Below are 23,453 nucleotides of genomic sequence, written 5' to 3' on the forward strand. Positions count from 1 at the left end.
TGAACGAACCCCAGAGATCCTACCGGGACCTCGTCACAGCGCGGCGCGCACCATGTCGACGAACAGGGCGTGGATGCGGTGGTCACCGGTGAGCTCCGGGTGGAACGAGGTCGCCAGGGCGCGGCCCTGTCGTACGGCGACGACGTGGCCCTCGTGCTCGGCGAGCACCTCGACCTCGGCGCCGACGGACTCGACCCACGGGGCGCGGATGAAGACGCCCTCGACGGGGCCGTCCTCGATCCCCCGCACGGCGACGCCCGCCTCGAAGGACTCGTTCTGCCGCCCGAAGGCGTTGCGGCGGACGATCATGTCGATGCCGCCGAAGGTCTCCTGGCCCGAACGAGGGTCGAGGATCTTGTTCGCGAGCATGATCAGGCCGGCGCAGGTGCCGTAGACCGGCAGGCCGGCGGCGATGCGCTCGCGCAGCGGCTCCATGAGGCCGAAGAGGTCGGCCAGCTTGGAGATGGTGGTGGACTCGCCGCCGGGTATGACGAGGCCGTCGACCTCGGCGAGCTCCTCGGGGCGCCGGACCGGCCTGGCCACGGCGTCAGCCGCGGCCAGGGCGATCAGGTGCTCCCGTACGTCGCCCTGGAGGGCCAGGACACCGATCACGGGGTTGGTCATGAGTGATTACCAGCCGCGGTTGGCGTAGCGCTCGGACTCGGGGAGGGTGTCGCAGTTGATGCCGACCATGGCCTCGCCCAGGTTGCGGGACGCGTCCGCGATGATCTTCGGGTCGTCGTAGAAGGTGGTGGCCTTCACGATGGCGGCGGCGCGCTTGGCCGGGTCGCCGGACTTGAAGATGCCGGAGCCGACGAAGACGCCCTCGGCGCCGAGCTGGCGCATCAGCGCGGCGTCGGCGGGGGTGGCGACACCACCGGCGGAGAAGAGGACCACCGGCAGCTTGCCCAGCTCGGAGACCTCCTTGACGAGCTCGTACGGGGCGCGCAGCTCCTTGGCGGCGGCGTACAGCTCGTTGTTGTCGAAGCCGCGCAGCTTGGCGATCTCGTTCTTGATCTGGCGCAGGTGGCGGACGGCCTCGACGACGTTGCCGGTGCCGGCCTCGCCCTTGGAGCGGATCATGGCCGCGCCCTCGGCGATGCGGCGCAGGGCCTCGCCCAGGTTGGTGGCACCACAGACGAAGGGGGTGGTGAAGGCCCACTTGTCGGAGTGGTTGATCTCGTCGGCCGGGGTGAGGACCTCGGACTCGTCGATGTAGTCGACGCCGAGGGACTGCAGGACCTGGGCCTCGACGAAGTGGCCGATGCGGGACTTGGCCATGACGGGGATGGAGACCGCGCCGATGATCTCCTCGATCATGTTCGGGTCGGACATCCGGGCCACGCCGCCGTCCTTGCGGATGTCGGCGGGGACCCGCTCCAGGGCCATGACGGCCACGGCGCCGGCGTCCTCGGCGATCTTCGCCTGCTCGGCGTTGACCACGTCCATGATCACGCCGCCCTTGAGCTGCTCGGCCATGCCGCGCTTGACGCGCGAGGTGCCGATCGCCGAGGAGTCTGCGGACTGGGAGCCGTTGGGAAGCGTGGTGGACACGGGGGACCTCACTCGTGAAAGCGGTGTTGAGACAAGAGTGAGGAAACATTCCTCCACCAGTCCACATCAAGGGCCAATGTGGAGCCGGTGGATCGTTTTCGTTGTTTTCGCAGGTGACGGCGGTCAGGCCGGGCGATCGGCAAGGGCGACGGGCGGTTCGTCGTCCATTTCGAAGGCCAGCGGGAACGGGGCGTGGCCCGCGAGCCGGAACCAGCGCACCTTGCGGTGGCGGCGCAGCGCCCGCGCGGCGCGCACGGCGTCGTTGTGGAACCTGCGGGCCATCGGTACGCGGCGGACGGCCGCCGCGAGTTCGCCCGCCGCCTCCTCGCCGCCCGGGGCCTCACGTACCGCCTCGACCTGCTCGGGCTCGCCGAACACGGCGCGCAGCGCCTGGCTCAGCTCGCTCTCGGCGACCTCACGGTGATCCTCCTCGGCCTGCCGGGCGGCGTGGGCGGCCTCGTAGAGCACGATCGAGGCGGCCGGGTCGAGCACTCCGGACGTGGCCAGCTCCTGGGCGACCGAGGCGCGACGCAGCAGCTGGGCGTCGAGGGCGGCGCGGGCCGCGTCGATCCGGGCGTGCAGTCGGTCGAGCCGGCCGGCGGTCCAGCTGAGGTACAGACCGATCGCGATCAGCGCGACAACGGTCCAGATCAGGGTTTGGGTCACGGGCGCACAGGCTACCGGGGCATGCGGTGACGACCGGAACGGGCACCGGTCGGGGCATGTGTTCCCTCAGCCGGAACCCCCGCGGGCCGCCCGCTGCGGGGCGCGGCCCCGGCCGCCCAGCGGCGGGCGGGGCCGCGGCCGTTCCGCCCGCCGCTACTTCGGCGACACGCCCTGGGGCCTGATCCGCCGGACAGGCCCTAGTCCCGCGACGCCAGGCCCAGCCGTGCCCGCAGGCCCACGCGTTCGTCCGTCGCGACCGAGGCCGCGCCGTCCGTCACCGTCTCGTAGACCGCGAGGATGTCCGCGCCCACCGTCGACCAGTCGAAGCGCCGGACGTGCGCGCTGCCGCGCTTGCGCAGCTCCTTGCGCCGGGCCTCGTCCCCGAGCAGCTTGACCGCCGCGTCCGCGAGCGCGTCCGCGTCCTCGTTGGCGAAGAGTTCGCCCGCCGCGCCCTGGTCCAGGACCTGGGCGAAGGCGTCCAGGTCGGAGGCGAGGACCGGGGCGCCCGCCGACAGCGCCTCGACCAGGATGATCCCGAAGCTCTCGCCGCCGGTGTTCGGCGCCACGTACACGTCGACGCTGCGCAGCAGCCGCGCCTTGTCCTCGTCGCTGACCATCCCGAGGAACTGGACCCGCTCCCGCAGCTCCTTCGGCAGCGAGGCCACCGCCTCCTCCTCGTCGCCGCGCCCGGCGACCAGGAGCCGCGCCCCCGGCCGTTCCGCGAAGATCCTCGGCAGCGCCTTCATCAGAACCGGGAGGCCCTTGCGCGGCTCGTCGATCCGGCCGATGAAGCCCAGGGTCTCGCCCTGCCACTCCGCCTTCGGCTCGGCGCCCGCGAAGAAGTCGACGTCGACGCCGTTGGGGATGACGACCGCGTCGCCGCCCAGGTGCTCGACCAGCGTCCGGCGCGCGTACTCGCTCACCGCGATCCGCGCGCTGATCTTCTCGAGCGCGGGCTGCAGGATCGGGTACGCGGCGATCATCGCCCGCGAGCGCGGGTTCGAGGTGTGGAAGGTGGCGACGATCGGCCCCTGCGCCGCCCAGCAGCTCAGCAGGCCCAGCGAGGGCGAGGCCGGCTCGTGGATGTGGATGACGTCGAAGGTGCCGTCGTGCAGCCAGCGCCGGACCCGCGCCGCCGAGAGGAAGCCGAAGTTGAGCCGCGCCACGGATCCGTTGTACGGCACCGGCACGGCACGCCCCGCCGAGACGACGTACGGCGGCAGCGGCGTCTCGTCGTCGGCGGGGGCGAGCACGGAGACCTCGTGGCCGAGCCTGATCAGGTGCTCGGCGAGGTCCCGGATGTGGAACTGGACGCCGCCGGGAACGTCCCAGGAGTAGGGGCAGACGATGCCGATCTTCACGGCTGCCGCTCCTCGCCGAGCGGTGCGCGCTCCTCGCCGGGCGGGCGCCCCTCGTCCCGAGGCTGTCGCTCCTCGTCGAGCGGCACGCGCTCCTCCAGGTCCTTCAGCCACAGCCGCTGCAGCATGTGCCAGTCCTCCGGGTGGTCCGCGATTCCGGTGGCGAAGGCATCGGCCAGCGCCTGTGTCATCACAGACGTCCTCTCGGCCCGCGTACCTGACTCGGGTACGTCGACGGGCGGGTGGATCCGCCCCTTCATGACCGGGGTCTCGTCGTACCAGAGCGTCACCGGCAGCAGCAGCGCGCCGGTCTGCTGGGCGAGCATCGCCGGGCCGGCCGGCATCCGCGCCGTCTCGCCGAAGAAGTCGACCTCGATGCCCGAGGCGGACAGATCGCGGTCGGCGACCAGGCAGATCAGGCCGCCCGCCCGCAGCCGCCGCGCCAGCGTCCCGAAGGCGGAGCCGCCGGTGTGCGGCAGGACCTCCATGCCCAGCGACTCGCGGTAGGCGACGAACCGGTCGTACAGCGTCTCCGGCTTGAGCCGCTCGGCGACCGTGGTGAACGGCACGCCGAGCGAGCGGGTGACCCACACACCGGCGAGGTCCCAGTTGGCCAGGTGGGGCAGCGCGAGGATCACGCCCCGGCCGGAGGCGAGGCCGTCCTTGAGGTAGTGCACGTCCTTGATGTCGAAGCCGCCGTCGACGCGCTCCTTGGTCCAGGTCGGCAGCCGGAAGGACTCCATCCAGTACCGCATGTAGGAGCGCATGCCGGCCTGCGACAACTCCGCCAGCCGCGCGGGCGTGGCGTCGGGCACCACGCGCGCGAGGTTGGACTCCAGGCGCAGCACGCTCTTGCCTCGCCGCTTCCAGGCGGTGTCCGCGATGCGTCGGCCGAGTCCGGCCGCCACCGGCTCCGGCAGCCTCTTCACGGTCGCCCAGCCGAGCCCGTACAGGGAATCGGTCAACCGGTCCTTCATCGCACTCATGACGTCGCCTCGTTCCCCCGCGCCCCGGGCGCGTCCGCCGCGGCGGCCGCGTCGGCCTCCGCGGACTCCCGCCGTACGGTGACCACCCGCTGGCCGAGGGTCACCGCGCTGCCCACCGCCACGACCCACAGCGCGATCGGCAGCAGGACGTCGACGCCGGGCACGCCGAAGGCGTGGAGTCCGGCGAGGCCGGCGGCGACCAGCGAGATCACGAGCCGCTCGGCCCGCTCCACCAGGCCGTTCACGGCGACCGGCAGGCCGATCGATTCTCCGCGCGCCTTGGTGTACGAGACGACCTGACCGCTGGCCAGGCAGAAGATGGAGACCGCGCACAGCACGTTGTCATTGCCGGTACCCGCGTACCAGAGCGCGAAGCCTCCGAAGATGGCGCCGTCGGCGACCCGGTCGAGGGTCGAGTCGAGGAACGCGCCCCAGCGGCTGGAGATCCCCGCCTGCCGGGCCATGTTGCCGTCGACCAGGTCGGAGAAGACGAAGAGGGTGATGACGATCGTGCCCCAGAAGAACTCTCCCCTGGGGAAGAAGACCAGGGCCCCCGCCATCACTCCGGCCGTGCCGATGAGCGTGACCGCGTCGGGGCTGACACCCCTGCGGAGCAGAAACGCGGCGAACGGTGTGAGGACACGCGTAAAAAAGGCACGCGCGTACTTGTTCAGCATGGCCTTCCCGAGGTTCGGTGGGCCGCGCGGCCCCTACGACCACCGGCCCGCCCATCGTAGCCAGCGCGGCTCCCGCCGGACCGCGGGGCACCCGCCCGTCGCGTCGCGTACGACGTATGGACGCACCATGACGTCGGTGCAAAGCTCGAAGGACAACCGCGGGCACCTCCGGAGCTGCCCAGCGTCTCCCCCCGCGCCCGCGCCCCGCCTCACCGTGCGAGCGAGCGGTGCAAGCGATCGGGAGGACCATCATGGGCGACAAGGCGAACGCACACTCCGGGGCCGCCGGCAGGGCTCCGACGGCCGACCGGCCCTCGGACGTACGGAACGTGGTGCTGGTCGGCCACAGCGGATCGGGAAAGACGACCCTCGTCGAGGCGCTCGCGCTGACCGCGGGTGCGGTCAACCGGGCCGGACGGGTCGAGGACGGCGGAACGCTCTCCGACTACGACGAGATCGAGCACCGCCAGCAACGTTCCGTACAGCTCTCGCTCGTCCCGCTGGAATGGGGCGGGTGCAAGATCAATCTCCTCGACACACCGGGATACGCCGACTTCGTCGGGGAGCTGAGGGCCGGTCTGCGTGCGGCGGACGCGGCCCTCTTCGTCGTCTCGGCCGCGCAGGAGGCCGAGGCGATCGCGGGGGCGACCCGCATGGTGTGGGAGGAGTGCGCGGCCGTCGGCATGCCCCGGGCGATCGTCGTGACCCATCTGGAGACCGCGCGCACCGGCTTCGACGAGCTGACGGCCGTCTGCTCCGAGGTCCTCGGCGGGGACGACCCCGACGCCGTACTCCCCCTGTATCTGCCGCTGTACGGAGCCGAGGCGCCGGACGGGCACGCGCCGACCACCGGTCTGGTCGGGCTGCTCTCGGAGCGGATCTTCGACTACTCCTCGGGCGAGCGGCAGGAGAGCCCGCCGGACGACACCCAGCGGCCGCTGATCGCCGAGGCCCGCAACCGGCTCATCGAGGGCATCATCGCCGAGAGCGAGGACGAGACCCTCATGGACCGCTATCTCGGCGGCGAGGAGATCGACATCAAGTCGCTGATCGACGACCTGGAGAAGGCCGTCGCCCGGGGCACCTTCCATCCGGTGCTCGCCGCGGCGCCCGCCACGGACGGGGCGAAGCAGGGGCTCGGCACCGTCGAACTGCTGGAGCTGATCACGGGCGGCTTCCCGACACCGCTGGAGCGCGAGGCCCCGGCCGTGACCACGCCGGACGGCGTACCCCGGCCGGCGGTCACCTGCGACCCCGACGGGCCGCTCGTCGCCGAGGTCGTCAAGACCGCCTCCGACCCGTACGTGGGCCGGATCTCGCTGGTCCGGGTCTTCTCCGGCACGCTGCGGCCGGACGAGACGGTCCATGTGTCGGGGCACGGTCTGGCCGACCGGGGGCACGAGGACCACGACGTCGACGAGCGGGTCGGCGCGCTGACCTCTCCCTTCGGCAAGCAGCAGCGGCAGGTGGGGCGGTGCATCGCGGGCGATCTGGCCTGCGTGGCCAAGCTGGGGCGCGCGGAGACCGGTGACACGCTCTCCGCCAAGGACGATCCGCTCCTGATGGAGCCCTGGACGATGCCCGACCCGCTGCTGCCGCTCGCGATCGAGGCGCACAGCAAGGCCGACGAGGACCGGCTCTCGCAGGGGCTCGCCCGGCTCGTCGCCGAGGACCCGACGATGCGTCTCGAACAGAATCAGGACACCCATCAGGTCGTCCTGTGGTGCCTGGGTGAGGCCCACATGGACGTGGCCCTCGAGCGGCTGCGCAGCCGGTACGGGGTGCGGGTCGATGCCGTTCCGCACAAGGTGGCGCTCCGGGAGACCTTCGGCGGCCCTTCGGCGGGCCGGGGCAGGCACGTCAAACAGTCCGGCGGCCACGGCCAGTACGCGATCTGCGAGATCGACGTCGAGCCGCTGCCCACGGGCAGCGGGGTCGAGTTCGTCGACAAGGTGGTCGGAGGGGCGGTTCCGCGCCAGTTCATCCCGTCCGTCGAGAAGGGCGTCCGGGCGCAGGCCGCGCGCGGGGTCGCGGCCGGCCACCCGCTGGTGGACGTGCGGATCACGCTGCGGGACGGCAAGGCCCACTCGGTCGACTCCTCCGACGCCGCCTTCCAGACCGCCGGCGCCCTGGCGCTGCGCGAGGCGGCGGCCGAGGCGAGCATCCGGCTCCTGGAGCCGGTCACCGAGGTGCGGGTGCTCGTCCCCGACGAGTACGTGGGGCCGGTGATGAGCGATCTGTCCGGCCGCCGGGGCCGCGTCGTCGGCACCGAACAGGCGGGGCCGGGGCGGACGTTGGTGCGCGCGGAGGTGCCCGAGATCGAGATCGGCCGGTACGCGGTCGACCTCCGGCAGATCTCGCACGGCACCGGACGCTTCGACCGCTCGTACGCCCGTCACGAACCGATGCCGCCCCAACTCGCCGAGAAGATCCGCGAACAGGCGGAGAAGGGCTCGTAGAGGCCACAGAGGCGTCCGGATGCCGCCCGTCAACTCCCCTCCGACGGGCGGCATTCGGCCGACCGGTGACGCATCCGCCGGTACCCGGCTACGCTGTGGTGCCCAGCTCAGCAGGTGTGCGGGGTGCGGTCGTCGGGAACAGGCCGCAGAGGGATACGCGGTGAACCACGCGGGCACGCGGCGATGGGGGCATCAGTGACGATCGGCAGTTTCGGACCCGGGGCGCAGATTCCCCTGCAGGGCTCGGACGGACAGACCGCGGCGACCCATGCCCTGGCCTCCGCCGCGTACCGCGACAGCAAGGTGGAAGCGATCCTGGACGCCAACAACGACTGGCACAAGTCCAAGGTGACAGACGGCCGGTGGGCGAAGCTGTTCCGGCCCGACCTCGGCGAGGCCTTCTCGCGCGCGGTCCAGGTCCGGATGCTCGGCGGCGCCCGCAAGCCGCTCATCCAGTCCTTCGGCACCGACCCGCAGCCCGTGGTCGAGCACTGTCTGGCCGCCACCGGCATCCGCAAGCGGCGGGACGTCAAACTGACCCTGGTCACCTTCGTCTTCGGGGTGCTGTTCCTGCCCGGGCTGCTGCTCTGGCTCGGGGTGATCCAGCTGCGCCGGATGGTCGCGGGCTCGGAGAACAAGCGGACGAGCGCGGTGGGTACCGCGATCCTGATCGGCGCGGGCCTGCTGGCAGCGCTGGTCCTGATCAAGCTGCCGATCACCGGGGTGCTGTCGATCTACATCCGCGCGATGATCGTCGCCCCGGTCGTCGGCTGGTTCCTCGCCAAGCGGATCTGCGAGAACACCGCCGTCGACCTGCGGGAGCGCTGGACCGCGCTGCTGAGCGGCGGCGGCATCGGCGCCAAGATCCCCGAGGCGGTGCCCGGGGACCCGGGCGAGAAGTCCGCCGAGGACCTGCGACAGAACCTGGAGAAGCTCTCCGCCGAGCAGCAGTCCAACATCGTCTTCTACGCGGGCCCCAAGGGAATACTGGGCATGGGCACCCGCTGGGGCAGCTGGACGCTCGCCGAGGAGCTGCTCCCCAAGGACGGCCGCGAGATCCACGACTTCCGCGCCTGGGACGTCGTACGGAAGATCCACGACCAGCTCACCCTGCTTGAGCGGGGCTCCCTGAAGACCGGCTTCCCCAAGCCGACCGTCAAGCACTGGATCGTCGCCCCGGTCGGCGAGGGCGCCGACGAGGTCGCCCGGCCGGAGGGCGACAACATCGTGCACTTCCAGGTCAAGCCGCACGAGATACAGCGCATCTGCAACGACCAGCAGTTCGGCGCCGGCAACCGGCACTACCTCGGGGTGCAGTTCACGCTCTGGGACGGCCAGCTCGTGCTGACGATGATGATCACGGTGACCTCGCTCCACCACACCCTGCGCGTGGAGGTCACCGGGCACGCGCTCGGCCCGGTCCACTCGCTCTTCACCAGCAAGCCGGCGGCGAAGACCAAGGACGTCTCCAAGACGGTCAAGTTCTGGGAGACGCGTACGGTCCAGCTGCCGCTCCTGGAGACGGACGAGATCGTCCGCAAGGCGGTCCGGGCCCCGCTGACCTGGTTCCCGCCGATCCTGGACTTCCTCGGCGGCAAGCTGGTGCTGCCCGAGCCGTTCGGACTGCGGCACGCCTGGGCCGCCGCGCCCTGGCGGCACCGCTTCATGGCCGACGACGCGATCCGCGCCGCGACGCCGGTGATGCGCGCCGTCCACGCGGCGACCATCGCGGTGCTCGACGACCACGGCGTGGACACGGAGCGCTTCACCAACCGCTCGCTGATACTGAGCGGTGCCGTGCAGGACCCGGGCACGAAGAAGGCCGACGTCTACGACGCGTAGCGGCGGGGCGCCCGGTGGCCGTGGCCGGGGTGCCGCGCCGGCTACGCCAGCTCGGAGGTGGCCGGCCAGGCGGCGGCGAGCATCGCGCGGGTGTCGGCGAGGAGCTGCGGCAGCACCTTGGTGTGGCCGACGACCGGCATGAAGTTGGTGTCGCCGCCCCAGCGGGGCACGATGTGCTGGTGCAGGTGGGCGGCGATGCCGGCGCCCGCCACCGCGCCCTGGTTCATGCCGATGTTGAAGCCGTGCGCGCCGGACGCGGTCCGCAGCGCGATCATGGCCCGCTTGGTGAACTCGCCCAGTTCGGCGGTCTCCGGCGCGTCCAGGTCCGTGTAGTCGGCGACGTGCCGGTACGGGACGACCATCAGGTGGCCGCCGTTGTACGGGTAGAGATTGAGCACGGCGTAGACGCTCTCGCCGCGCGCTATCACGAGCCCGTCCTCGTCCGACTTCGACGGAATCACGCAGAACGGACAGCCGTCGTCGGCCCCCGGGCCGGTCGGCTTGTTCTCGCCCTGGATGTACGCCATCCGGTGAGGCGTCCACAGGCGCTGGAACGCGTCCTGCGTCCCCACTCCGATCTGCTGCTCCGGCTCAGTCGTCATGCTGTGCAGCATATGGCTTCGCCCGTTCGGACCGTGTCGCCGGGGCTTCGATCACTCCGTCCCGGAGATGCTGATCGGATGAACGAGCCGACGGACAGGCAGCGGCGGTGGGACCGCCGGATGGAGACACCGCTCGCGATCGCGTCCCTGGTCTATCTCGCCGGTTACGCGGTGCAGGTCCTGGCCCCGGGCCTCGACCCGGTCTGGCGGGACCTCTGCCTCGCGGTGACCCTCGGCGCCTGGGCCGTCTTCGCCTTCGACTACGGCGTGCGGTTCCGGCTCAGCGGTCTCGGGCCGCTGCGCTTCGTCCGCACCCACCTCCTGGGCACGGTGATCCTGGTGCTGCCGCTGCTGAGGCCGCTGCAGATGGTGCGGATCTACGAGCAGATCCAGCGCCGCCAGGACAAGCCGCGGCTGACCCTCTACGCCCGGGTCATGGCGTACTCCAGCCTCACCGTCGCCCTGCTCGGCTTCGCCGGCGCGCTGGCCGTCCTCCAGCACGAGCGCGGGGCTCCGGGCGCCACGATCCACACCTTCGGCGACTCGCTCTGGTGGGCGTCGGAGACGCTGACCACGGTGGGGTACGGCGACGTGACCCCGGTGACCCCGGTCGGGCGTCTCATCGCGGTCGGCATGATGGCGTGCGGCGTCGCGCTGCTCGGGGCGGTGACGGGTTCCTTCTCGTCCTGGCTGATCCAGACGTTCACGCGGGAGGACGAGAAGGGGCCCCCGGGGAGTTCCCCGGGGGCCCCTTGAGGCTCACCGCCCGGCCTGACGCTTTTCGCGCGGCCTGAGGCTCTTCGCCCTGCCTGAGGCTCTTCGCCCTGCCGGTCAGACCTGGACGCGCTCCTCGACGACCTTGGCGATCTTGCCGATCGCCTCGTCGACGGGGATGCCGTTCTCCTGCGAACCGTCGCGGTAACGGAAGGAGACGGCACCGTTGGCCATGTCCTCATCACCCGCGATGATCATGAACGGGACCTTCTGCTTCTGCGCGTTGCGGATCTTCTTCTGCATCCGGTCCGAGGACGCGTCGACGTCGACCCGAAGCCCCTGCTTCTTCGCCTTGGCGGCGAACTCCTGCAGGTACGGGATGTGGGCGTCGCCGATCGGGATGCCGGTCGCCTGGACGGGGGCCAGCCACGGCGGCATGGCGCCCGCGTAGTGCTCGAGGAGCACGGCGAAGAAGCGCTCGATGGAGCCGAACAGCGCGCGGTGGATCATGACCGGACGCTGCTTGGTGCCGTCGGGGCCGGTGTACTCCAGGTCGAAGCGCTCCGGCAGGTTGAAGTCCAGCTGCACGGTCGACATCTGCCAGGTACGGCCGATGGCGTCGCGCGCCTGCACGGAGATCTTCGGGCCGTAGAACGCGGCGCCGCCCGGGTCGGGGGTGAGCGGGAGGCCCTGCTTCTCGGCGACCTGCTGGAGGACCGCGGTGGCCTCCTCCCAGACCTCGTCCGAGCCGACGAACTTCTCCGGGTCCTTGGTGGACAGCTCCAGGTAGAAGTCGGTCAGACCGTAGTCGCGCAGCAGGTTCAGGACGAAGGTGAGGGTCTTGTCGAGCTCCTCCGCCATCTGCTCACGGGTGCAGTAGATGTGCGCGTCGTCCTGGGTGAAGCCACGGGCCCGGGTCAGACCGTGCACGACGCCGGACTTCTCGTACCGGTACACGGTGCCGAACTCGAAGAGACGCAGCGGCAGTTCGCGGTAAGAGCGACCGCGCGCGTCGAAGATCAGGTTGTGCATCGGGCAGTTCATGGGCTTGAGGTAGTAGTCCACGCCCTCGTCGAGCTGCATGGGGGGGTACATGCCCTCGGCGTACCAGTCGAGGTGGCCCGACTTCTCGAACAGCTTGCCCTTGGTGGCGTGCGGCGAGTAGACGAACTCGTAGCCCTCCTCCTCGTGGCGCTTGCGCGAGTAGTCCTCCATGACCCGGCGGATGATGCCGCCCTTGGGGTGGAAGACCGCGAGGCCGGAGCCGATCTCGTCCGGGATCGAGAAGAGGTCCAGCTCGTTGCCGAGCTTGCGGTGGTCGCGCTTCTCGGCCTCGGCGAGGAAGTCGAGGTGGGCCTTCAGCTCGTCCTTCGACGGCCAGGCGGTGCCGTAGATGCGCTGGAGCATCGGGTTCTTCTCGCTGCCGCGCCAGTAGGCGGCCGCGTTGCGCATCAGCTTGAACGCCGGGATGTTCCGGGTGGTGGGCAGGTGCGGACCCCGGCAGAGGTCCTTCCAGCACAGCTCGCCGGTCTTGGCGTCGAGGTTGTCGTAGATGGTCAGCTCGCCGCCGCCGACCTCGACGTTCGCGCCGTCGTCGGTCGACGCGGAGCCCTTGATGCCGATGAGTTCCAGCTTGTACGGCTCGTCGGCGAGCTCCTCGCGGGCGGCCTCGTCGGTGACCACGCGGCGGGAGAAGCGCTGACCCCGCTTCTGGATCTCCTGCATCTTCTTCTCGACGGCCTTGAGGTCCTCGGGGGTGAACGGCTTCTCGACGTCGAAGTCGTAGTAGAAGCCGTCACGGACCGGCGGGCCGATGCCCAGCTTGGCCTCGGGGAAGAGCTCCTGCACGGCCTGGGCCATGACGTGCGCGGTGGAGTGGCGCAGGATGTCGAGACCGTCCGGGGAGGAGATCTCGACCGGCTCGACGACGTCACCCTCGGCGACGACGTAGGTGAGGTCCTTCAGCTCGCCGCCGACGCGGGCGGCGATCACGGACCGGTCGTCGGCGAACAGCGCGCCGGCGGTGGTGCCCGCGCTCACCGCCCGATCCTCGGCTCCTGAGGCGGACTGGACGGTCACACGGACATCAGACACGGATGCTCTTTCCCTTGGGGCGCAGGCAGACACGAGGTGCCGGCGCCGGCGACGCGCGACAGAGACGAGGTGCCGCGCGCCTAAATCCTACGGGCTCGGTCCGTGTCCGGGCGCTGGGTGGCGGCCCGGCCGCCGTCACTCCCCCGGTCCGCAGGCCTCCTCGAAGAAGTCCAGGTTCTCGTGGAGCGACTTCATCAGCCGGTCCCGCTCGGCCTCGTCGACCTGCACCGGTACGACCCCGGTGGCGTCGGTGAGCCGCCGGAAGCCGCCCCGGCTCTCCAGCCGGCCCACCACCCGGATCGGCAGCCCGACCAGGTGCGCGTGCCCGGCCGTGCGGTACGACTCCTCGTCCAGCGTCACCCGCACGTGCGGCACCTCGGCACCGCCGAGCACCCGCAGCCGTACGGTCCCCTCTCCGCGCGGCCCCGAGCGGCGCATCCGCACCACGGCTCCGGTGATCCGGACCGGTACGGACGGCTCGTCGGTCAGATAGCGCGCGGCGGCGTCGCGCAGCGCCGGCAGGTCGCCCGCCGAGAACTCGACCGGCTCGGGCCTGGCCGCGCACCCGGCGGGCGTCCCGGCGGCGGGGGACCACTCCAGCGCGATCCTGGCCCCCTCCGTGCCGCGCACCAGCGCGACCAGGGCCTCGGTCAGCTCGCGGCTCACCCCCGCCTCGACGGCCGCGTCGAAGGCCTCCATGCCGCCCGTCGCCCGCTGGTAGTCGGCGGCCTCCCGCGCCGCGTACAGCGCGTGGTACAGCCGTACGGCGATGGCCCGGCCGGAGTCCACGGGCACGAACGCGGTGAGACCCCGTCCGCCCGGCGCCGCGCCGACGACCACCGTCTCCAGGGACGCCTGCGCCTGGCGTCGGTGCCGGGCGCCGTAGTAGCCGGCGCGGCCGCGCACGGCCAGCGCCCCGGCGAGCAGCAGCTGCCGGGCGGCCGACCTGAGCTGTTCCTGGACGGGCCACGGGACGGTGCCCGCAGGACCCGGCGGCACATCGCGCCACCAGCGGATCTCGTCGCTGGGCACGGTGAGGCCGACGAGGACCTCGCGCGCCGAGGGCGCCGCGCTGTGGGCGAGCGCGGTGAGCGCCTCGCCGAGCAGGTCCTCGCAGTCCGGGAAGGCGCGGCTCTCCGGGACGAGGAGACTGGTGCCGCCCGAGGGGCCGCCCGTGCCCGGCGGTGTCCAACGGCTGTAGCGGCCCGCGGCACCGCCGCGCCGCCGCCAGCCGTGCCGGGCGAGCAGCGCGCCGAGGACCAGCGGGTCGACGCGGCCGGGGTCGGGCGAGCCCCCGGCGTCGGCCCAGGGGCCGCCGGGGAGTTCGCCGGGGGTGGGATGGGGGCGGAACGATGGCAGAACGGGGCCGTATCCGGCCCCGCCCTCCGGTTCGCCGATCGGCCGGTGCATCAAGGTCTCCCTCCCACGCCGACCCGGGTCATGATCTCGCACAGTGCCCGGTCGTCGAAGATCCGTGCCGTCGGTATGCGCACGGTCGTCCGCCGCCGCCCCGTCACCGGGTGGCCGGCCAGGTTGATCCAGTAACAGCAGTGCCGCAGGTCGAGGCGGTCGTGCCCGGCCCGCAGCCAGTCCTCCCGGTCGCGCGGCACGATCATGACGACCAGGATCTTGTGCACCGAGACCGGGGTCCGCGCCAGCTTCACCAGATGGTCGTTGTCCAGGGTGAAGGAGAACGCGGGCCCGGGCGGCCGCGGCGGCAGTTGGTAGGTGCACTTGAGCTGCACCTTGATGGTCACTTCGTCGTCGACCGTGTGGCCCGGAGCGCTGTGACTCACGTGCCAGTCGATGCCGTTGTCCGGAAACGGCTGCGACAGCGAGCAGCCCGCCGCCGCGGCGACCGCATGCAGATACCCCACCTGGAGCGTCTCCATGCAGGCGGTGGTGGCGAGTGAGCCGCGCAGCGGTGCCGCCCGCTGAGGCGGCAGCCCTCCCGATTCGGGCTGGGCGAGCGCCATGTCAATTCCCTTCCCCGTCATCTGTGTTGTCACCGGTCCGCGTACGGGGCAAACAGCCCGGGTATCACCGATTCGGGCAGGGGGATCGCCATCTGCCCGACATGTGCGAGGAGTTCGGGGATGACGCACTGGTATGACGGGCCCCTGGCCGCATTCGACACGGAAACCACAGGAGTTGACGTCGAGCAGGACCGGATCGTCTCGGCCGCGCTCGTCGTCCAGGACACGGCCGGCGGGCGTCCGCGGGTCACACGCTGGCTGGTCAACCCGGGGATTCCGGTGCCTCCCGGGGCCACCGAGGTCCACGGGCTGACAGACGACCATCTGCAGCGGAACGGGCGCTGGCCGGCGCCCGTCATGGAGGAGCTGGGGCGGGCGCTGGCCGAGCAACTGGCGGCGGGCCGGCCCCTGGTGGTGATGAACGCGCCCTTCGATCTGACGATCCTGGACCGCGAGCTGCGCCGCCACCGCGCCTCCTCGCTGGGCCGCTATCTGGAGCACGCACCGCTGTGCGTGCTGGATCCGCGGGTGCTCGACAAGCACTTGGACCGCTACCGCAAGGGCCGCCGGACGCTGACGGACCTGTGCGCGCAGTACGGCGTGGAGCTGGACGGCGCCCACGACGCGGCGGCGGACGCGACGGCCGCGCTGGATGTCGTACGGGCGGTGGCGCGACGGTTCGCGTCCCGGCTCGAACGGCTCTCGCCCGCGGAGCTGCACACGCTGCAGGCGGTGTGGCACGCGGCGCAGGCGCGGGGGTTGCAGGCGTGGTTCACGCGCAACGGGACGCCGGAGACGGTGGATCCGGCGTGGCCGCTCCGTCCGGAGCTGCGGACGGCGGCGTGAACCGGGGCCCTCACATGCGGAAGGCCGGTCCGTCTTTCGACGGACCGGCCTCTCCCGGTGGGCGATACTGGGATCGAACCAGTGACCCCTTCGGTGTGAACGAAGTGCTCTCCCGCTGAGCTAATCGCCCGGGAACGGGTTGAACCATACAGGTTTCCGCGGGCATGGTTCAAACTCGGCGCAGGCGGGCCGCAAGACCGCGTCGCCCGGCGCGCATCATCAGCGCGTGGTTGGCGCGGAAGACGGGCCGGCCGGGGACGGCGAGCCGGCGCATCAGGGGGCTGGTCACCTCGACCTCCTGCTCGTAGACGGCGCGTGTTCCCGGGCCGTGGGCCGTCAGGGTCCAGCGCGCCCAGCCCTCCAGGTCGCCGCCGAGCGCGACCTCCAGGACGCGGGCCTCCGGGTCGCGGCGCCGGGCCTCTGCGGTGACCACGAGGTCGTACGGGAGGAACGAGCGGAACCGGGCGGTGCCGGTGGCCTCGTCGACGGGGACGACCTCGCGGACCTGGGGCCACCAGCTCGGGTACTCCTCGGCGCGTTCGAGCACGGCGAAGACCGCGTCGGGCGGCGCGGCCAGCTGCCAGACGCTGCGGAAGCGGTAGCGGCACCAGTCCATGACCCCAGTGTGTACGTACTCAGCCGCGGATTTGAGTACCCGGGCGCATGGTTCCGGGGTGTGGTCCGGCGCACACTCCGGTCATGGACAGACCTCTCCCGCCCGCCGACGAGCTGGTGCTCGTCGATCGTGAACTGGCGCGACTCGACGCCCACCGGTCCCAGTTGCTGGCCCGCCGGGCCTGGCTGCTGCGGGTCCTGCAGGCGGCGGCGCCGCCACCGGAGGCCGGGGCGGCCCCCGGCCGTCCGGTGGCCGAGTCGACCCCGCGCGGCGCGCAGAACGTGCTCCTCACCCTTGGCGGGGTCCTGCTGACGGTCGCGGCGCTCGCGTTCACGCTGGTCAGCTGGGGGACGATGGGGATCGGCGGCCGTGCGACCGTCCTCGCCGTGGTGACGTCCGCGGCGCTGGCCGTGCCCGTGGTGCTGCTGCGCCGGGGGCTCGGTTCGACGGCCGAGGCGGTCGCCGCCCTGGGCCTGGTGCTGATGGCCCTGGACGCGTACGCACTGCACCGGGTGGCGCTGTCGGACACCGACGGGCTCGCGTACACGGCGGTGGCCTCGGCGGTGCTCGCGGGCGCCTGGACGGCGTACGGCACCGCGCTCGGCCGGCTGCGGATCCCGCTGCCGGTGGCGGTGGTGACGGCTCAACTCCCGCTGCCTCTGGGAGTCCTGGCCGCCGACGGCGGGGCGCTCGCCCTCGGCTGGGCCGCGCTGGCGACGGCGGTCGCGGATCTGGCGGTGGCGCTGTGGGTGAAGCAGGCGGCGGTACGGACCACGGCGGCGGTCGCGGCGGGGGCGCTGGGTGGCTGGGCGCTCCTGACGGGTGTGCGGCTCTCGTTCGGCTCCCCGCTCTCGGCGGGCGCGCTGCTGCTCGCCTGCGCGGCGGTGGCGCTGTGGGTGGCGTGGAAGGTGACCCGGGCGTCGGTGGCCACCTCGGTGGCGGCGGGGCTCGCGGTGGTCGCGGCGGCCGGTGGCGCGCTGCGCCCGGTGCTGCCGGGCGACTGGGAGGTCCCGTCGTACGTCCTGTGCGCGGTGGCTCTGGCGGCGGTCCTGCGGACGTCGGCGCCGCGCGGGGTGCGCGTCGGCCTGGCCGGAGCGGGCGCGGGGGTGCTCGCGCTGGGCGTGGCGTGGGCGCTCCCGCCGGTGGTGGCCGCGCTCTTCGCGCCGCTGGCCCGGACGGCCCCGGTCTGGTCCGGTGACCACGCGGACCCGCTCCTCGCCCCGTACCCCTCGACCGCCCCGGTGGTCCTGCTCGTCGCCGCGGCGGCCTGTGCGGTGCTCTCCCGCCCGTGGTCCCGCTGCGCTGCTCTGTTCCTCGCCTGGGGGACCCTGACGGCCGTCCCGGTCGCCCTCGACCTCCCGTACGCCCCGACGCTCGCCCTCCAGCTCGTGACGACCGTGGCCGCCGTCCTCCTGGCGGCGCGTCCGGGGACGCTGACGCGGGGCCTGCCCGCTCGGGCGGAAGGCGCTTCCGGCGCGGAGCCGACGGTGAGCACGGAGCCCGCGAAGCCCGGCCCGTCGGCCGCGCCGCCGCGGTGGCCCGGCTGGAGCCCCGCCTCCGCCCCGGCGGCCGGTGCCGGGCCCGTGTCGCCCCGGGAGCTCCTCGGGTGGAGCGCGTTCGGCTGCGGGCTCGCGTCGGCGGTGAGCGCGGTCGCCGCGGCCCTGGACACGCGTGCGGCCACGTTCACCACGCTCGGTGTCCTGCTCGCTCTCTTCGCGGCGGTGGCGTTCCTCGCCGACGGCGCCCGGCGGACCGTCGCCGCCTGCGTGGCGGTCGTCGTCGCGGCCGGTCTGGTGTCCGCGGGGGCCGTCGCCGCCGGGTTCCAGGACCAGCACACCGCCCTGGCGCTGCTTCTCGTCCCCGCGGCCACCGCCCTGATCGGCGGGCGGCTCCGGCGCCACCCCGCCGCGCTCCCCCTGGAGCTCACCGGAGCGGCCGTCGCACTGCTCGCGATCGTCATGGCCGTGCCCACGCCCGCCGCCCTCGCACTCGTGCTCGCGCTGACCGGCGTGATCGCCGCCGCCACGGCCCTGCGGCCCGAGCGCCGCACGTTCGCCTCGTGGACGGCGGGTCTGCTGTTCCTCGTGGCGACCTGGGTGCGGCTTGCCGTCTGGGACGTGACGACCCCGGAGGCGTACACGCTGCCCGTCACCGTGCCCGCCCTGGTCGTGGGGGCGCTGCGGCGGCGCCGCGACCCGGAGTCCTCGTCCTGGGTGGCGTACGGCCCCGGGCTCGCGGCCACGCTGGTGCCGAGCCTCCTCGCGGCCTGGGTGGATCCCGACTGGCCGCGCCCGCTGCTCCTCGGGGTGGCCGCGCTCGCGGTGACGCTCCTCGGGGCCCGGTTCCGGCTGCAGGCGCTGCTGCTGCTCGGCTCCACGGTCCTGGCCCTCGACGCGCTGCACGAGCTGGCCCCGTACGTCGTCCAGGCCGTCGGCGCCCTGCCCCGCTGGCTGCCGCCTGCTCTTGCCGGTCTGCTGCTGCTCGCCGTCGGGGCGACGTACGAGCAGCGGCTGCGGGACGCCCGCCGCCTACGGGAGCGGCTCGGCCGGATGCGGTGACCCTCGGTCTCCCCGGCCGCGCGGGCGGTCCGGGGAAACGCCGAAGGCCCGGAGACTGGATCCAGTCTCCGGGCCTTCGGTCCGGGTGGTGGGCGATACTGGGTTCGAACCAGTGACCTCTTCGGTGTGAACGAAGCGCTCTCCCACTGAGCTAATCGCCCGGGCGCACCGCAAACATTACCGCATGTCAGCCGGTGCCCTGACCGTCCCCCAGGTCAGTCGTTGATCTTCCACGGCATCACGAAGCCGTACTTCCAGAGGTAGAAGCCGAGCAGTGCGGCGACGATCACCAGGCCGACCGTGGTCAGGATGATGTTGCGCCTGCGGACCTTCGGATCGAGCGCGCGCTGCGCCGCCTCGGTGACCTTCCGCTTGGTCCAGCGGAGCACCAGCTGGGCCCAGACGAACTCGGTGGCCCAGATCGCCATACCGCCGAAGATCACCACCCAACCGGGTCCGGGCAGCACCAGCATGGCGACACCGGCGCCGACCACGGCCAGTCCCACGATGAAGACGCCGACCTGCCAGCTCAGGTGCAGGGTCCTGCGTGCCTTGATGAAGTCGGGGGCCCGGGATCCCAGCTCGGACTCCCCGTCGGCCGCGGACTCCCCGGTGCGCTCGTCACTCTCCGCATTCATGGTCCCAACTTACCGGACCGGACACCCTCACCCGTTCAGTCGGATTACCAAAAGTTACACACCCCCATACGAGCTACCTGAACGATCACAAAACAGACAGAGGGGTTTACAACGGCACCGTAGGTGGCATGTCGATTTCGCCGACGTGCGAATCCCCGAGCGCACACTGAGCGAAAGGCCCTGGCGCTTATGAACACCACGGTCAGCTGCGAGCTGCACCTGCGCCTCGTTGTGTCGAGCGAGTCCTCACTGCCTGTACCCGCGGGCCTGCGGTATGACACGGCCGATCCGTATGCCGTGCACGCCACCTTCCACACCGGAGCCGAAGAGACGGTCGAGTGGGTCTTCGCCCGCGACCTTCTCGCCGAGGGGCTGCACCGGCCCACCGGCACGGGCGACGTCAGAGTCTGGCCGTCCCGCAGTCACGGTCAGGGCGTCGTCTGCATCGCGCTGAGCTCCCCCGAGGGCGAAGCCCTGCTCGAGGCCCCGGCGAGGGCCCTGGAGTCGTTCCTCAAGCGGACCGACGCCGCCGTGCCACCGGGCACCGAGCACCGGCACTTCGACCTCGACACGGAGCTCTCCCACATCCTGGCCGACAGCTGAGCCAGGTCGAGAGCCGCACGGCGCCGTCCGACTCGGGGAGACGGCGCCGCGCGGAAGACGCGGACAACCACATACGGCAGACATCGGCGTCCTCACCGCGCAGCCGGCGCGGAGGAGGGCGCCGCTGCACGTGACCCGACCCCGCCCGGAGCCGCGCGACGAAGCCGCTAGAGTCAGCGCAAATCCGCGGGCACCCGCCCGCGGCCGGCCAGGGAGCGAATCGTGCTGATCCCTCACGACACCCGGATCGCCCTCGACAGCGTCGTCGATCTGATGAACACCGCGCCGCAGGGCGACCGTGGCGACGAACTCGCGGACGTCCCGGCGCTGCGCACCTTCGTGCGGGCCCACAACATCAGCGACGTCGGAGAGCTGACCGACAAGGACCTCAAGGCCGTCCAGCAGGTACGGGCCAGGTTCACGGCGGTGTTCGCGGCTCCCGACGCCCGCATCGCGGCCACCCTGATCAACCAGCTGGTCGCCGCCGCGGGCACGACCCCGCAGCTCACCGACCACGACGGCTACGACTGGCACGTGCACTACTTCGCGCCGGGCGCCTCGGTCGCCGACCATCTCGCCGCCGACTGCGGCATGGCCCTGGCCTTCATCGTGGTGGCGGGCGAGCAGGAACGGCTGCGGCGCTGCGAGGCCCCCGACTGCGGCCGGGCCTTCGTCGACCTCTCCCGCAACCGTTCACGCCGCTACTGCGACAGCCGCACCTGCGGTAACCGGCTCCACGTCGCCGCGTACCGGGCGCGCCGCAAGGAAGCCGCCGGCTGAGCCCCCCCCAGGGGGCGCGAGCCCCCTCACAGCAGGAAGAGGTCGTGCACGGCGGCCATCAGGAGCAGACAGCCGATCACCGCGAGGAAGATCATCAGCGGCGGCTGGGAGAGCGCGAACAGACAGCCGCGCGGCTCTTCGGTGGGGGCGGGGGCATGATCCCGCGAGGTATCCAGCATCTCGGGGGCGATCATGGCGCAGCGACTCGCGTCGGGGCCCGCAACACGCCCCGCGGTCGCGGCAGTTCATCACATCCCGTGGATGGTGCCGATCTCCGTGCGCTCTCACCCCACAACCGCGCCGGACGCCCCGCACGCGGGCGCCTCGACGTCAGATGCCGTGCTTCTTCAGGATCGCCTCGATGTCGCTGAAGTCGTCCCCGGCGGCCGGCTTGGCCTGCGGCTTCGGAGTCGCGCCCCGCTGCCCGGAGCCGAGGGACGGCGCGGACGCGGCCGGCGCGACCGCCCCGGGCACCTCACCGCGCTCGGCCTGCTTCCGGCCGGCTCTGCGCCGCTCGACGGCCCGGCTCGTCATGAAGAGCGCCCAGGCCGCGCCGAGCACGCCGAAGCCGGCCCATGCCGTCGGACTGAAGGCCGTGTCGAAGGCCCACTCCACCGCCCCGGTCATCACCAGACCGATGGGCACCAGCGCATAGGCGGCGATCCGCGTCGCGGCGAGGAAACGCCTGCGGTACGCCGTGATCGCGGCGATGCCCAGTCCCGCCACGGACACCGCGGAAAAGATGGTCTCGGCGAGCATGCGATCCTCCTGGGCCGGGGCGTTACGTCCCTTCCATCCTGCACCGGCGAGGGGGCCCGGGGCCACGTTCGAGGCCGACCTCAGGGAGATCTCCGGGTCTCCCCCTCGGGATCTCCTCCCCAGGTCCCGGTGGGGGCGGGTTTCGCGGTCGCCCGCGCTCCCAGGCCCCCAGACCCCCGGCCCCCAGGTCCCGGTTGGGTCGGGCCTGACCGGACTGGGAGACTGCTCCCATGAGCGACTCCACCACCCCGTCCGCCTCCCCCGTCACCGTGGAGGCCTGGTTCGACCTCCAGTGCCCCGACTGCTTCCGCGCCCTCGACGACGTGCGCGCGCTCCGCGAGACGTACGGCGACCGGATCGACGTACAGCTGAGGCACTTCCCGCTGGAGAAGCACAAGCACGCGTACGCCGCCGCACAGGCCGCCGAGGAGGCGGCCGACCAGGGCAAGGGCTGGCCGTACGTGGAGGCGCTGCTGGCCAGGACCGAGGAGCTGGGCGAGCGGGGCGAGCCGGTGCTGCTCGACGTCGCCCGCGAACTGGGCCTGGACGCCGAGGAGTTCGACACCGCACTCATCGACGGCCGGCACCTGCTGACCGTCGACGCCGACCAGGCGGAGGGCAAGGCGATCAAGGTCACCGGCACCCCGACCTACGTCGTCGGCGGCGAGCGCCTCGACGGCGGCCAGAGCCAGGACGGCCTGCGGGAACGCGTCCAGGAGATCGTCGACCGGCTCCTCGCCGGCTGAAACGCGCTGCCGGGCGCGGCGGCCGGCAGCGGGCGCGGCGCCGTCGGGCGAAATTCCGTCGGGCGCGGCGCCGTCGGGCGCGATGCCGTCTGGCCCGATGCCGTCTAGAGCAGTGCCTTGTAGCTGTTGACGTACGTCGTCCGGTAGCCGAGCGAGGTGTAGAGCTGGATCGCCGGGGTGTTGCCCGCGAAGACGTGGAGTCCGAGCAGGCGGTGCCCGGCGTCGAGCGCGACCCGCTCGGCGAGCAGCATCAGGGCGCGGCCGTAGCCCCGGCCCCGGTGGCCCTCGGCGACCTCGACGCCGTAGACGTAGCTGCCCCGCACTCCCGGCTCCAGTTCGCGGTCGGCCGTCCAGACGTGCCCCACGGTCTCCCCGTCCCGCACGGCCACGTTGATCGCCGTGCCCGGGGAGGCCAGGCCCTCGGGCAGCAGTTGCCGGTGGGTGGCATCGGACTTGGCGCGGGCCCGGTCCTCGGCCACGCCCCGCCTGATCCAGCTCCGGGCGTAGCTCTCCCTGGCCTCCAGCGCCCAGGGCCCGTACTCGGCGTCCGTCATCGGACGGACCTCGAAGCCGGACGGCAGCGCGGGCGGCTCGGCCGGGAGTTCCTTGACCATGTTCCTGCCGCGCTCGGTGTAGCCGAGCACTTCCGCCATCCGCAGCGCCGCCTCCGCCGCCGCCGGCACGGAGATCTGGACCTCGCCGCAGCCCCAGCCGCGCAGCACCTCCTCGGCGGCCAGCGCGGCGACCGTGCCCCGGCCCCGGCGGCGGTCCTTCTCGTCGATGGTCAGGGCCTCGATCGACCCGGATCCGGGGCCGAAGCCCGACGCGGTGGCGAGGCGCACGGAGCCCACGCGACGGCTGTTCACACAGACGTCGTACGCACGGGAGCGGTCGCCTTCGGGGGTCTGCTGAAGCGGCTCGGCCGGCCGCAGGGTGGTGGTCATCAGGGGTGTTCTACCCCTCCTTGGGCCGGCCGTCA

Annotated in this window: 23 protein-coding genes and 2 tRNA genes; 8 read left to right on the forward strand and 17 right to left on the reverse strand. The window is 72.3% G+C overall.

Annotation, left to right across the window (positions count from 1 at the left end):
• Nucleotides 1-33 precede the first annotated feature (33 nt).
• The 6 genes from pdxT to pgsA form a co-directional block, all read right to left on the reverse strand.
• Complete coding sequence (gene pdxT, locus ACF09C_RS21050; RefSeq protein WP_392093222.1) at nucleotides 34-624, reverse strand: pyridoxal 5'-phosphate synthase glutaminase subunit PdxT; 591 nt, start codon at nucleotides 622-624, stop codon at nucleotides 34-36.
• A 6-nt stretch (nucleotides 625-630) separates the two neighbouring features.
• Nucleotides 631-1,554, reverse strand: coding sequence for a pyridoxal 5'-phosphate synthase lyase subunit PdxS (gene pdxS, locus ACF09C_RS21055; RefSeq protein WP_392093224.1), 924 nt, complete (start codon nucleotides 1,552-1,554; stop codon nucleotides 631-633).
• A 123-nt stretch (nucleotides 1,555-1,677) separates the two neighbouring features.
• Entirely contained in the window at nucleotides 1,678-2,220 is a 543-nt protein-coding gene (locus tag ACF09C_RS21060; protein ID WP_392093226.1) for a hypothetical protein, read from the reverse strand.
• Nucleotides 2,221-2,417: 197 nt separating this feature from the next.
• Nucleotides 2,418-3,581, reverse strand: a complete 1,164-nt coding sequence (locus ACF09C_RS21065) for a glycosyltransferase family 4 protein (protein ID WP_392093228.1) — start codon at nucleotides 3,579-3,581, stop codon at nucleotides 2,418-2,420.
• Nucleotides 3,578-4,564: a phosphatidylinositol mannoside acyltransferase gene (locus ACF09C_RS21070; protein WP_392093230.1), complete on the reverse strand. Its 987-nt coding sequence runs from the start codon at nucleotides 4,562-4,564 to the stop codon at nucleotides 3,578-3,580. Before ACF09C_RS21070 ends, ACF09C_RS21065 begins: the two co-directional genes overlap by 4 nt.
• Nucleotides 4,561-5,241, reverse strand: a complete 681-nt coding sequence (gene pgsA / locus ACF09C_RS21075; protein WP_392093232.1) for a phosphatidylinositol phosphate synthase — start codon at nucleotides 5,239-5,241, stop codon at nucleotides 4,561-4,563. Before pgsA ends, ACF09C_RS21070 begins: the two co-directional genes overlap by 4 nt.
• Nucleotides 5,242-5,492: 251 nt before the next feature.
• On the opposite strand from pgsA, the gene ACF09C_RS21080 reads away from it, so the two are divergent.
• Nucleotides 5,493-7,700, forward strand: a complete 2,208-nt coding sequence (locus ACF09C_RS21080; RefSeq protein ID WP_392093234.1) for an elongation factor G-like protein EF-G2 — start codon at nucleotides 5,493-5,495, stop codon at nucleotides 7,698-7,700.
• 183 nt (nucleotides 7,701-7,883) lie between these two features.
• Complete coding sequence (locus ACF09C_RS21085) at nucleotides 7,884-9,542, forward strand: hypothetical protein (RefSeq protein WP_392093236.1); 1,659 nt, start codon at nucleotides 7,884-7,886, stop codon at nucleotides 9,540-9,542.
• A 41-nt stretch (nucleotides 9,543-9,583) separates the two neighbouring features.
• Here the strand turns inward: ACF09C_RS21085 and ACF09C_RS21090 are convergent, their stop codons facing one another.
• Nucleotides 9,584-10,156 (reverse strand): HIT family protein, encoded by a 573-nt coding sequence (locus ACF09C_RS21090; RefSeq protein ID WP_392093237.1) that lies wholly within the window; start codon nucleotides 10,154-10,156, stop codon nucleotides 9,584-9,586.
• A 66-nt stretch (nucleotides 10,157-10,222) separates the two neighbouring features.
• Between ACF09C_RS21090 and ACF09C_RS21095 the strand changes: the two genes are divergently transcribed.
• Nucleotides 10,223-10,900 carry a potassium channel family protein gene (locus tag ACF09C_RS21095; protein ID WP_392093239.1) on the forward strand — a complete coding sequence of 226 codons (678 nt, stop codon included), beginning with the start codon at nucleotides 10,223-10,225 and terminating at the stop codon, nucleotides 10,898-10,900.
• 75 nt (nucleotides 10,901-10,975) lie between these two features.
• On the opposite strand, the gene thrS is transcribed toward ACF09C_RS21095, so the two are convergent.
• The 3 genes from thrS to ACF09C_RS21110 form a co-directional block, all read right to left on the reverse strand.
• The gene (thrS, locus tag ACF09C_RS21100; RefSeq protein WP_392093241.1) at nucleotides 10,976-12,952 is read right to left on the reverse strand and encodes a threonine--tRNA ligase; all 1,977 of its coding nucleotides are present in this window, start codon (nucleotides 12,950-12,952) and stop codon (nucleotides 10,976-10,978) included.
• A 135-nt stretch (nucleotides 12,953-13,087) separates the two neighbouring features.
• The gene (locus tag ACF09C_RS21105; protein ID WP_392093243.1) at nucleotides 13,088-14,362 is read right to left on the reverse strand and encodes a hypothetical protein; all 1,275 of its coding nucleotides are present in this window, start codon (nucleotides 14,360-14,362) and stop codon (nucleotides 13,088-13,090) included.
• A complete protein-coding gene (locus ACF09C_RS21110; RefSeq protein ID WP_362004729.1) occupies nucleotides 14,362-14,928 on the reverse strand; it encodes a DUF4365 domain-containing protein in 567 nt (188 codons plus the stop codon). Before ACF09C_RS21110 ends, ACF09C_RS21105 begins: the two co-directional genes overlap by 1 nt.
• A gap of 120 nt (nucleotides 14,929-15,048) precedes the next feature.
• On the opposite strand from ACF09C_RS21110, the gene ACF09C_RS21115 reads away from it, so the two are divergent.
• Nucleotides 15,049-15,774, forward strand: coding sequence for a 3'-5' exonuclease (locus tag ACF09C_RS21115; protein ID WP_392093244.1), 726 nt, complete (start codon nucleotides 15,049-15,051; stop codon nucleotides 15,772-15,774).
• Nucleotides 15,775-15,832: 58 nt separating this feature from the next.
• Here the strand turns inward: ACF09C_RS21115 and ACF09C_RS21120 are convergent.
• Both ACF09C_RS21120 and ACF09C_RS21125 read right to left on the reverse strand, forming a co-directional pair.
• Nucleotides 15,833-15,904 (reverse strand) — tRNA-Val (locus ACF09C_RS21120).
• A gap of 39 nt (nucleotides 15,905-15,943) precedes the next feature.
• A complete protein-coding gene (locus ACF09C_RS21125; RefSeq protein ID WP_392093246.1) occupies nucleotides 15,944-16,390 on the reverse strand; it encodes an SRPBCC family protein in 447 nt (148 codons plus the stop codon).
• Nucleotides 16,391-16,473: 83 nt separating this feature from the next.
• Here ACF09C_RS21125 and ACF09C_RS21130 point away from each other — a divergent pair, with 83 nt between their 5' ends.
• A complete protein-coding gene (locus tag ACF09C_RS21130) occupies nucleotides 16,474-18,948 on the forward strand; it encodes an SCO7613 C-terminal domain-containing membrane protein (RefSeq protein WP_392093247.1) in 2,475 nt (824 codons plus the stop codon).
• A gap of 86 nt (nucleotides 18,949-19,034) precedes the next feature.
• Here the strand turns inward: ACF09C_RS21130 and ACF09C_RS21135 are convergent.
• Nucleotides 19,035-19,109 (reverse strand) — tRNA-Val (locus tag ACF09C_RS21135).
• Between the two features lie 54 nt (nucleotides 19,110-19,163).
• The gene (locus ACF09C_RS21140; protein WP_362418706.1) at nucleotides 19,164-19,586 is read right to left on the reverse strand and encodes a TIGR02611 family protein; all 423 of its coding nucleotides are present in this window, start codon (nucleotides 19,584-19,586) and stop codon (nucleotides 19,164-19,166) included.
• A 189-nt stretch (nucleotides 19,587-19,775) separates the two neighbouring features.
• Here ACF09C_RS21140 and ACF09C_RS21145 point away from each other — a divergent pair, with 189 nt between their 5' ends.
• Together ACF09C_RS21145 and ACF09C_RS21150 are read left to right on the forward strand one after the other, a co-directional pair.
• Nucleotides 19,776-20,189: an SsgA family sporulation/cell division regulator gene (locus ACF09C_RS21145; RefSeq protein WP_015032345.1), complete on the forward strand. Its 414-nt coding sequence runs from the start codon at nucleotides 19,776-19,778 to the stop codon at nucleotides 20,187-20,189.
• A gap of 222 nt (nucleotides 20,190-20,411) precedes the next feature.
• Nucleotides 20,412-20,969 (forward strand): CGNR zinc finger domain-containing protein, encoded by a 558-nt coding sequence (locus ACF09C_RS21150; RefSeq protein WP_392093249.1) that lies wholly within the window; start codon nucleotides 20,412-20,414, stop codon nucleotides 20,967-20,969.
• A gap of 26 nt (nucleotides 20,970-20,995) precedes the next feature.
• Here the strand turns inward: ACF09C_RS21150 and ACF09C_RS21155 are convergent, their stop codons facing one another.
• Both ACF09C_RS21155 and ACF09C_RS21160 read right to left on the reverse strand, forming a co-directional pair.
• Nucleotides 20,996-21,148, reverse strand: coding sequence for a hypothetical protein (locus ACF09C_RS21155; protein WP_361601803.1), 153 nt, complete (start codon nucleotides 21,146-21,148; stop codon nucleotides 20,996-20,998).
• A gap of 151 nt (nucleotides 21,149-21,299) precedes the next feature.
• The gene (locus ACF09C_RS21160) at nucleotides 21,300-21,728 is read right to left on the reverse strand and encodes a hypothetical protein (RefSeq protein WP_392093250.1); all 429 of its coding nucleotides are present in this window, start codon (nucleotides 21,726-21,728) and stop codon (nucleotides 21,300-21,302) included.
• A 230-nt stretch (nucleotides 21,729-21,958) separates the two neighbouring features.
• Here ACF09C_RS21160 and ACF09C_RS21165 point away from each other — a divergent pair, with 230 nt between their 5' ends.
• On the forward strand, nucleotides 21,959-22,474 hold the full coding sequence (locus ACF09C_RS21165) for a DsbA family protein (protein WP_392093252.1): 516 nt from the start codon (nucleotides 21,959-21,961) through the stop codon (nucleotides 22,472-22,474).
• 104 nt (nucleotides 22,475-22,578) lie between these two features.
• Here the strand turns inward: ACF09C_RS21165 and ACF09C_RS21170 are convergent, their stop codons facing one another.
• The gene (locus ACF09C_RS21170; protein WP_392093254.1) at nucleotides 22,579-23,418 is read right to left on the reverse strand and encodes a GNAT family N-acetyltransferase; all 840 of its coding nucleotides are present in this window, start codon (nucleotides 23,416-23,418) and stop codon (nucleotides 22,579-22,581) included.
• Between the last annotated feature and the right edge of the window lie 35 nt (nucleotides 23,419-23,453).

Source organism: Streptomyces sp. NPDC014870 (assembly GCF_043081505.1).
In the GTDB taxonomy this organism is placed as follows: domain Bacteria; phylum Actinomycetota; class Actinomycetes; order Streptomycetales; family Streptomycetaceae; genus Streptomyces.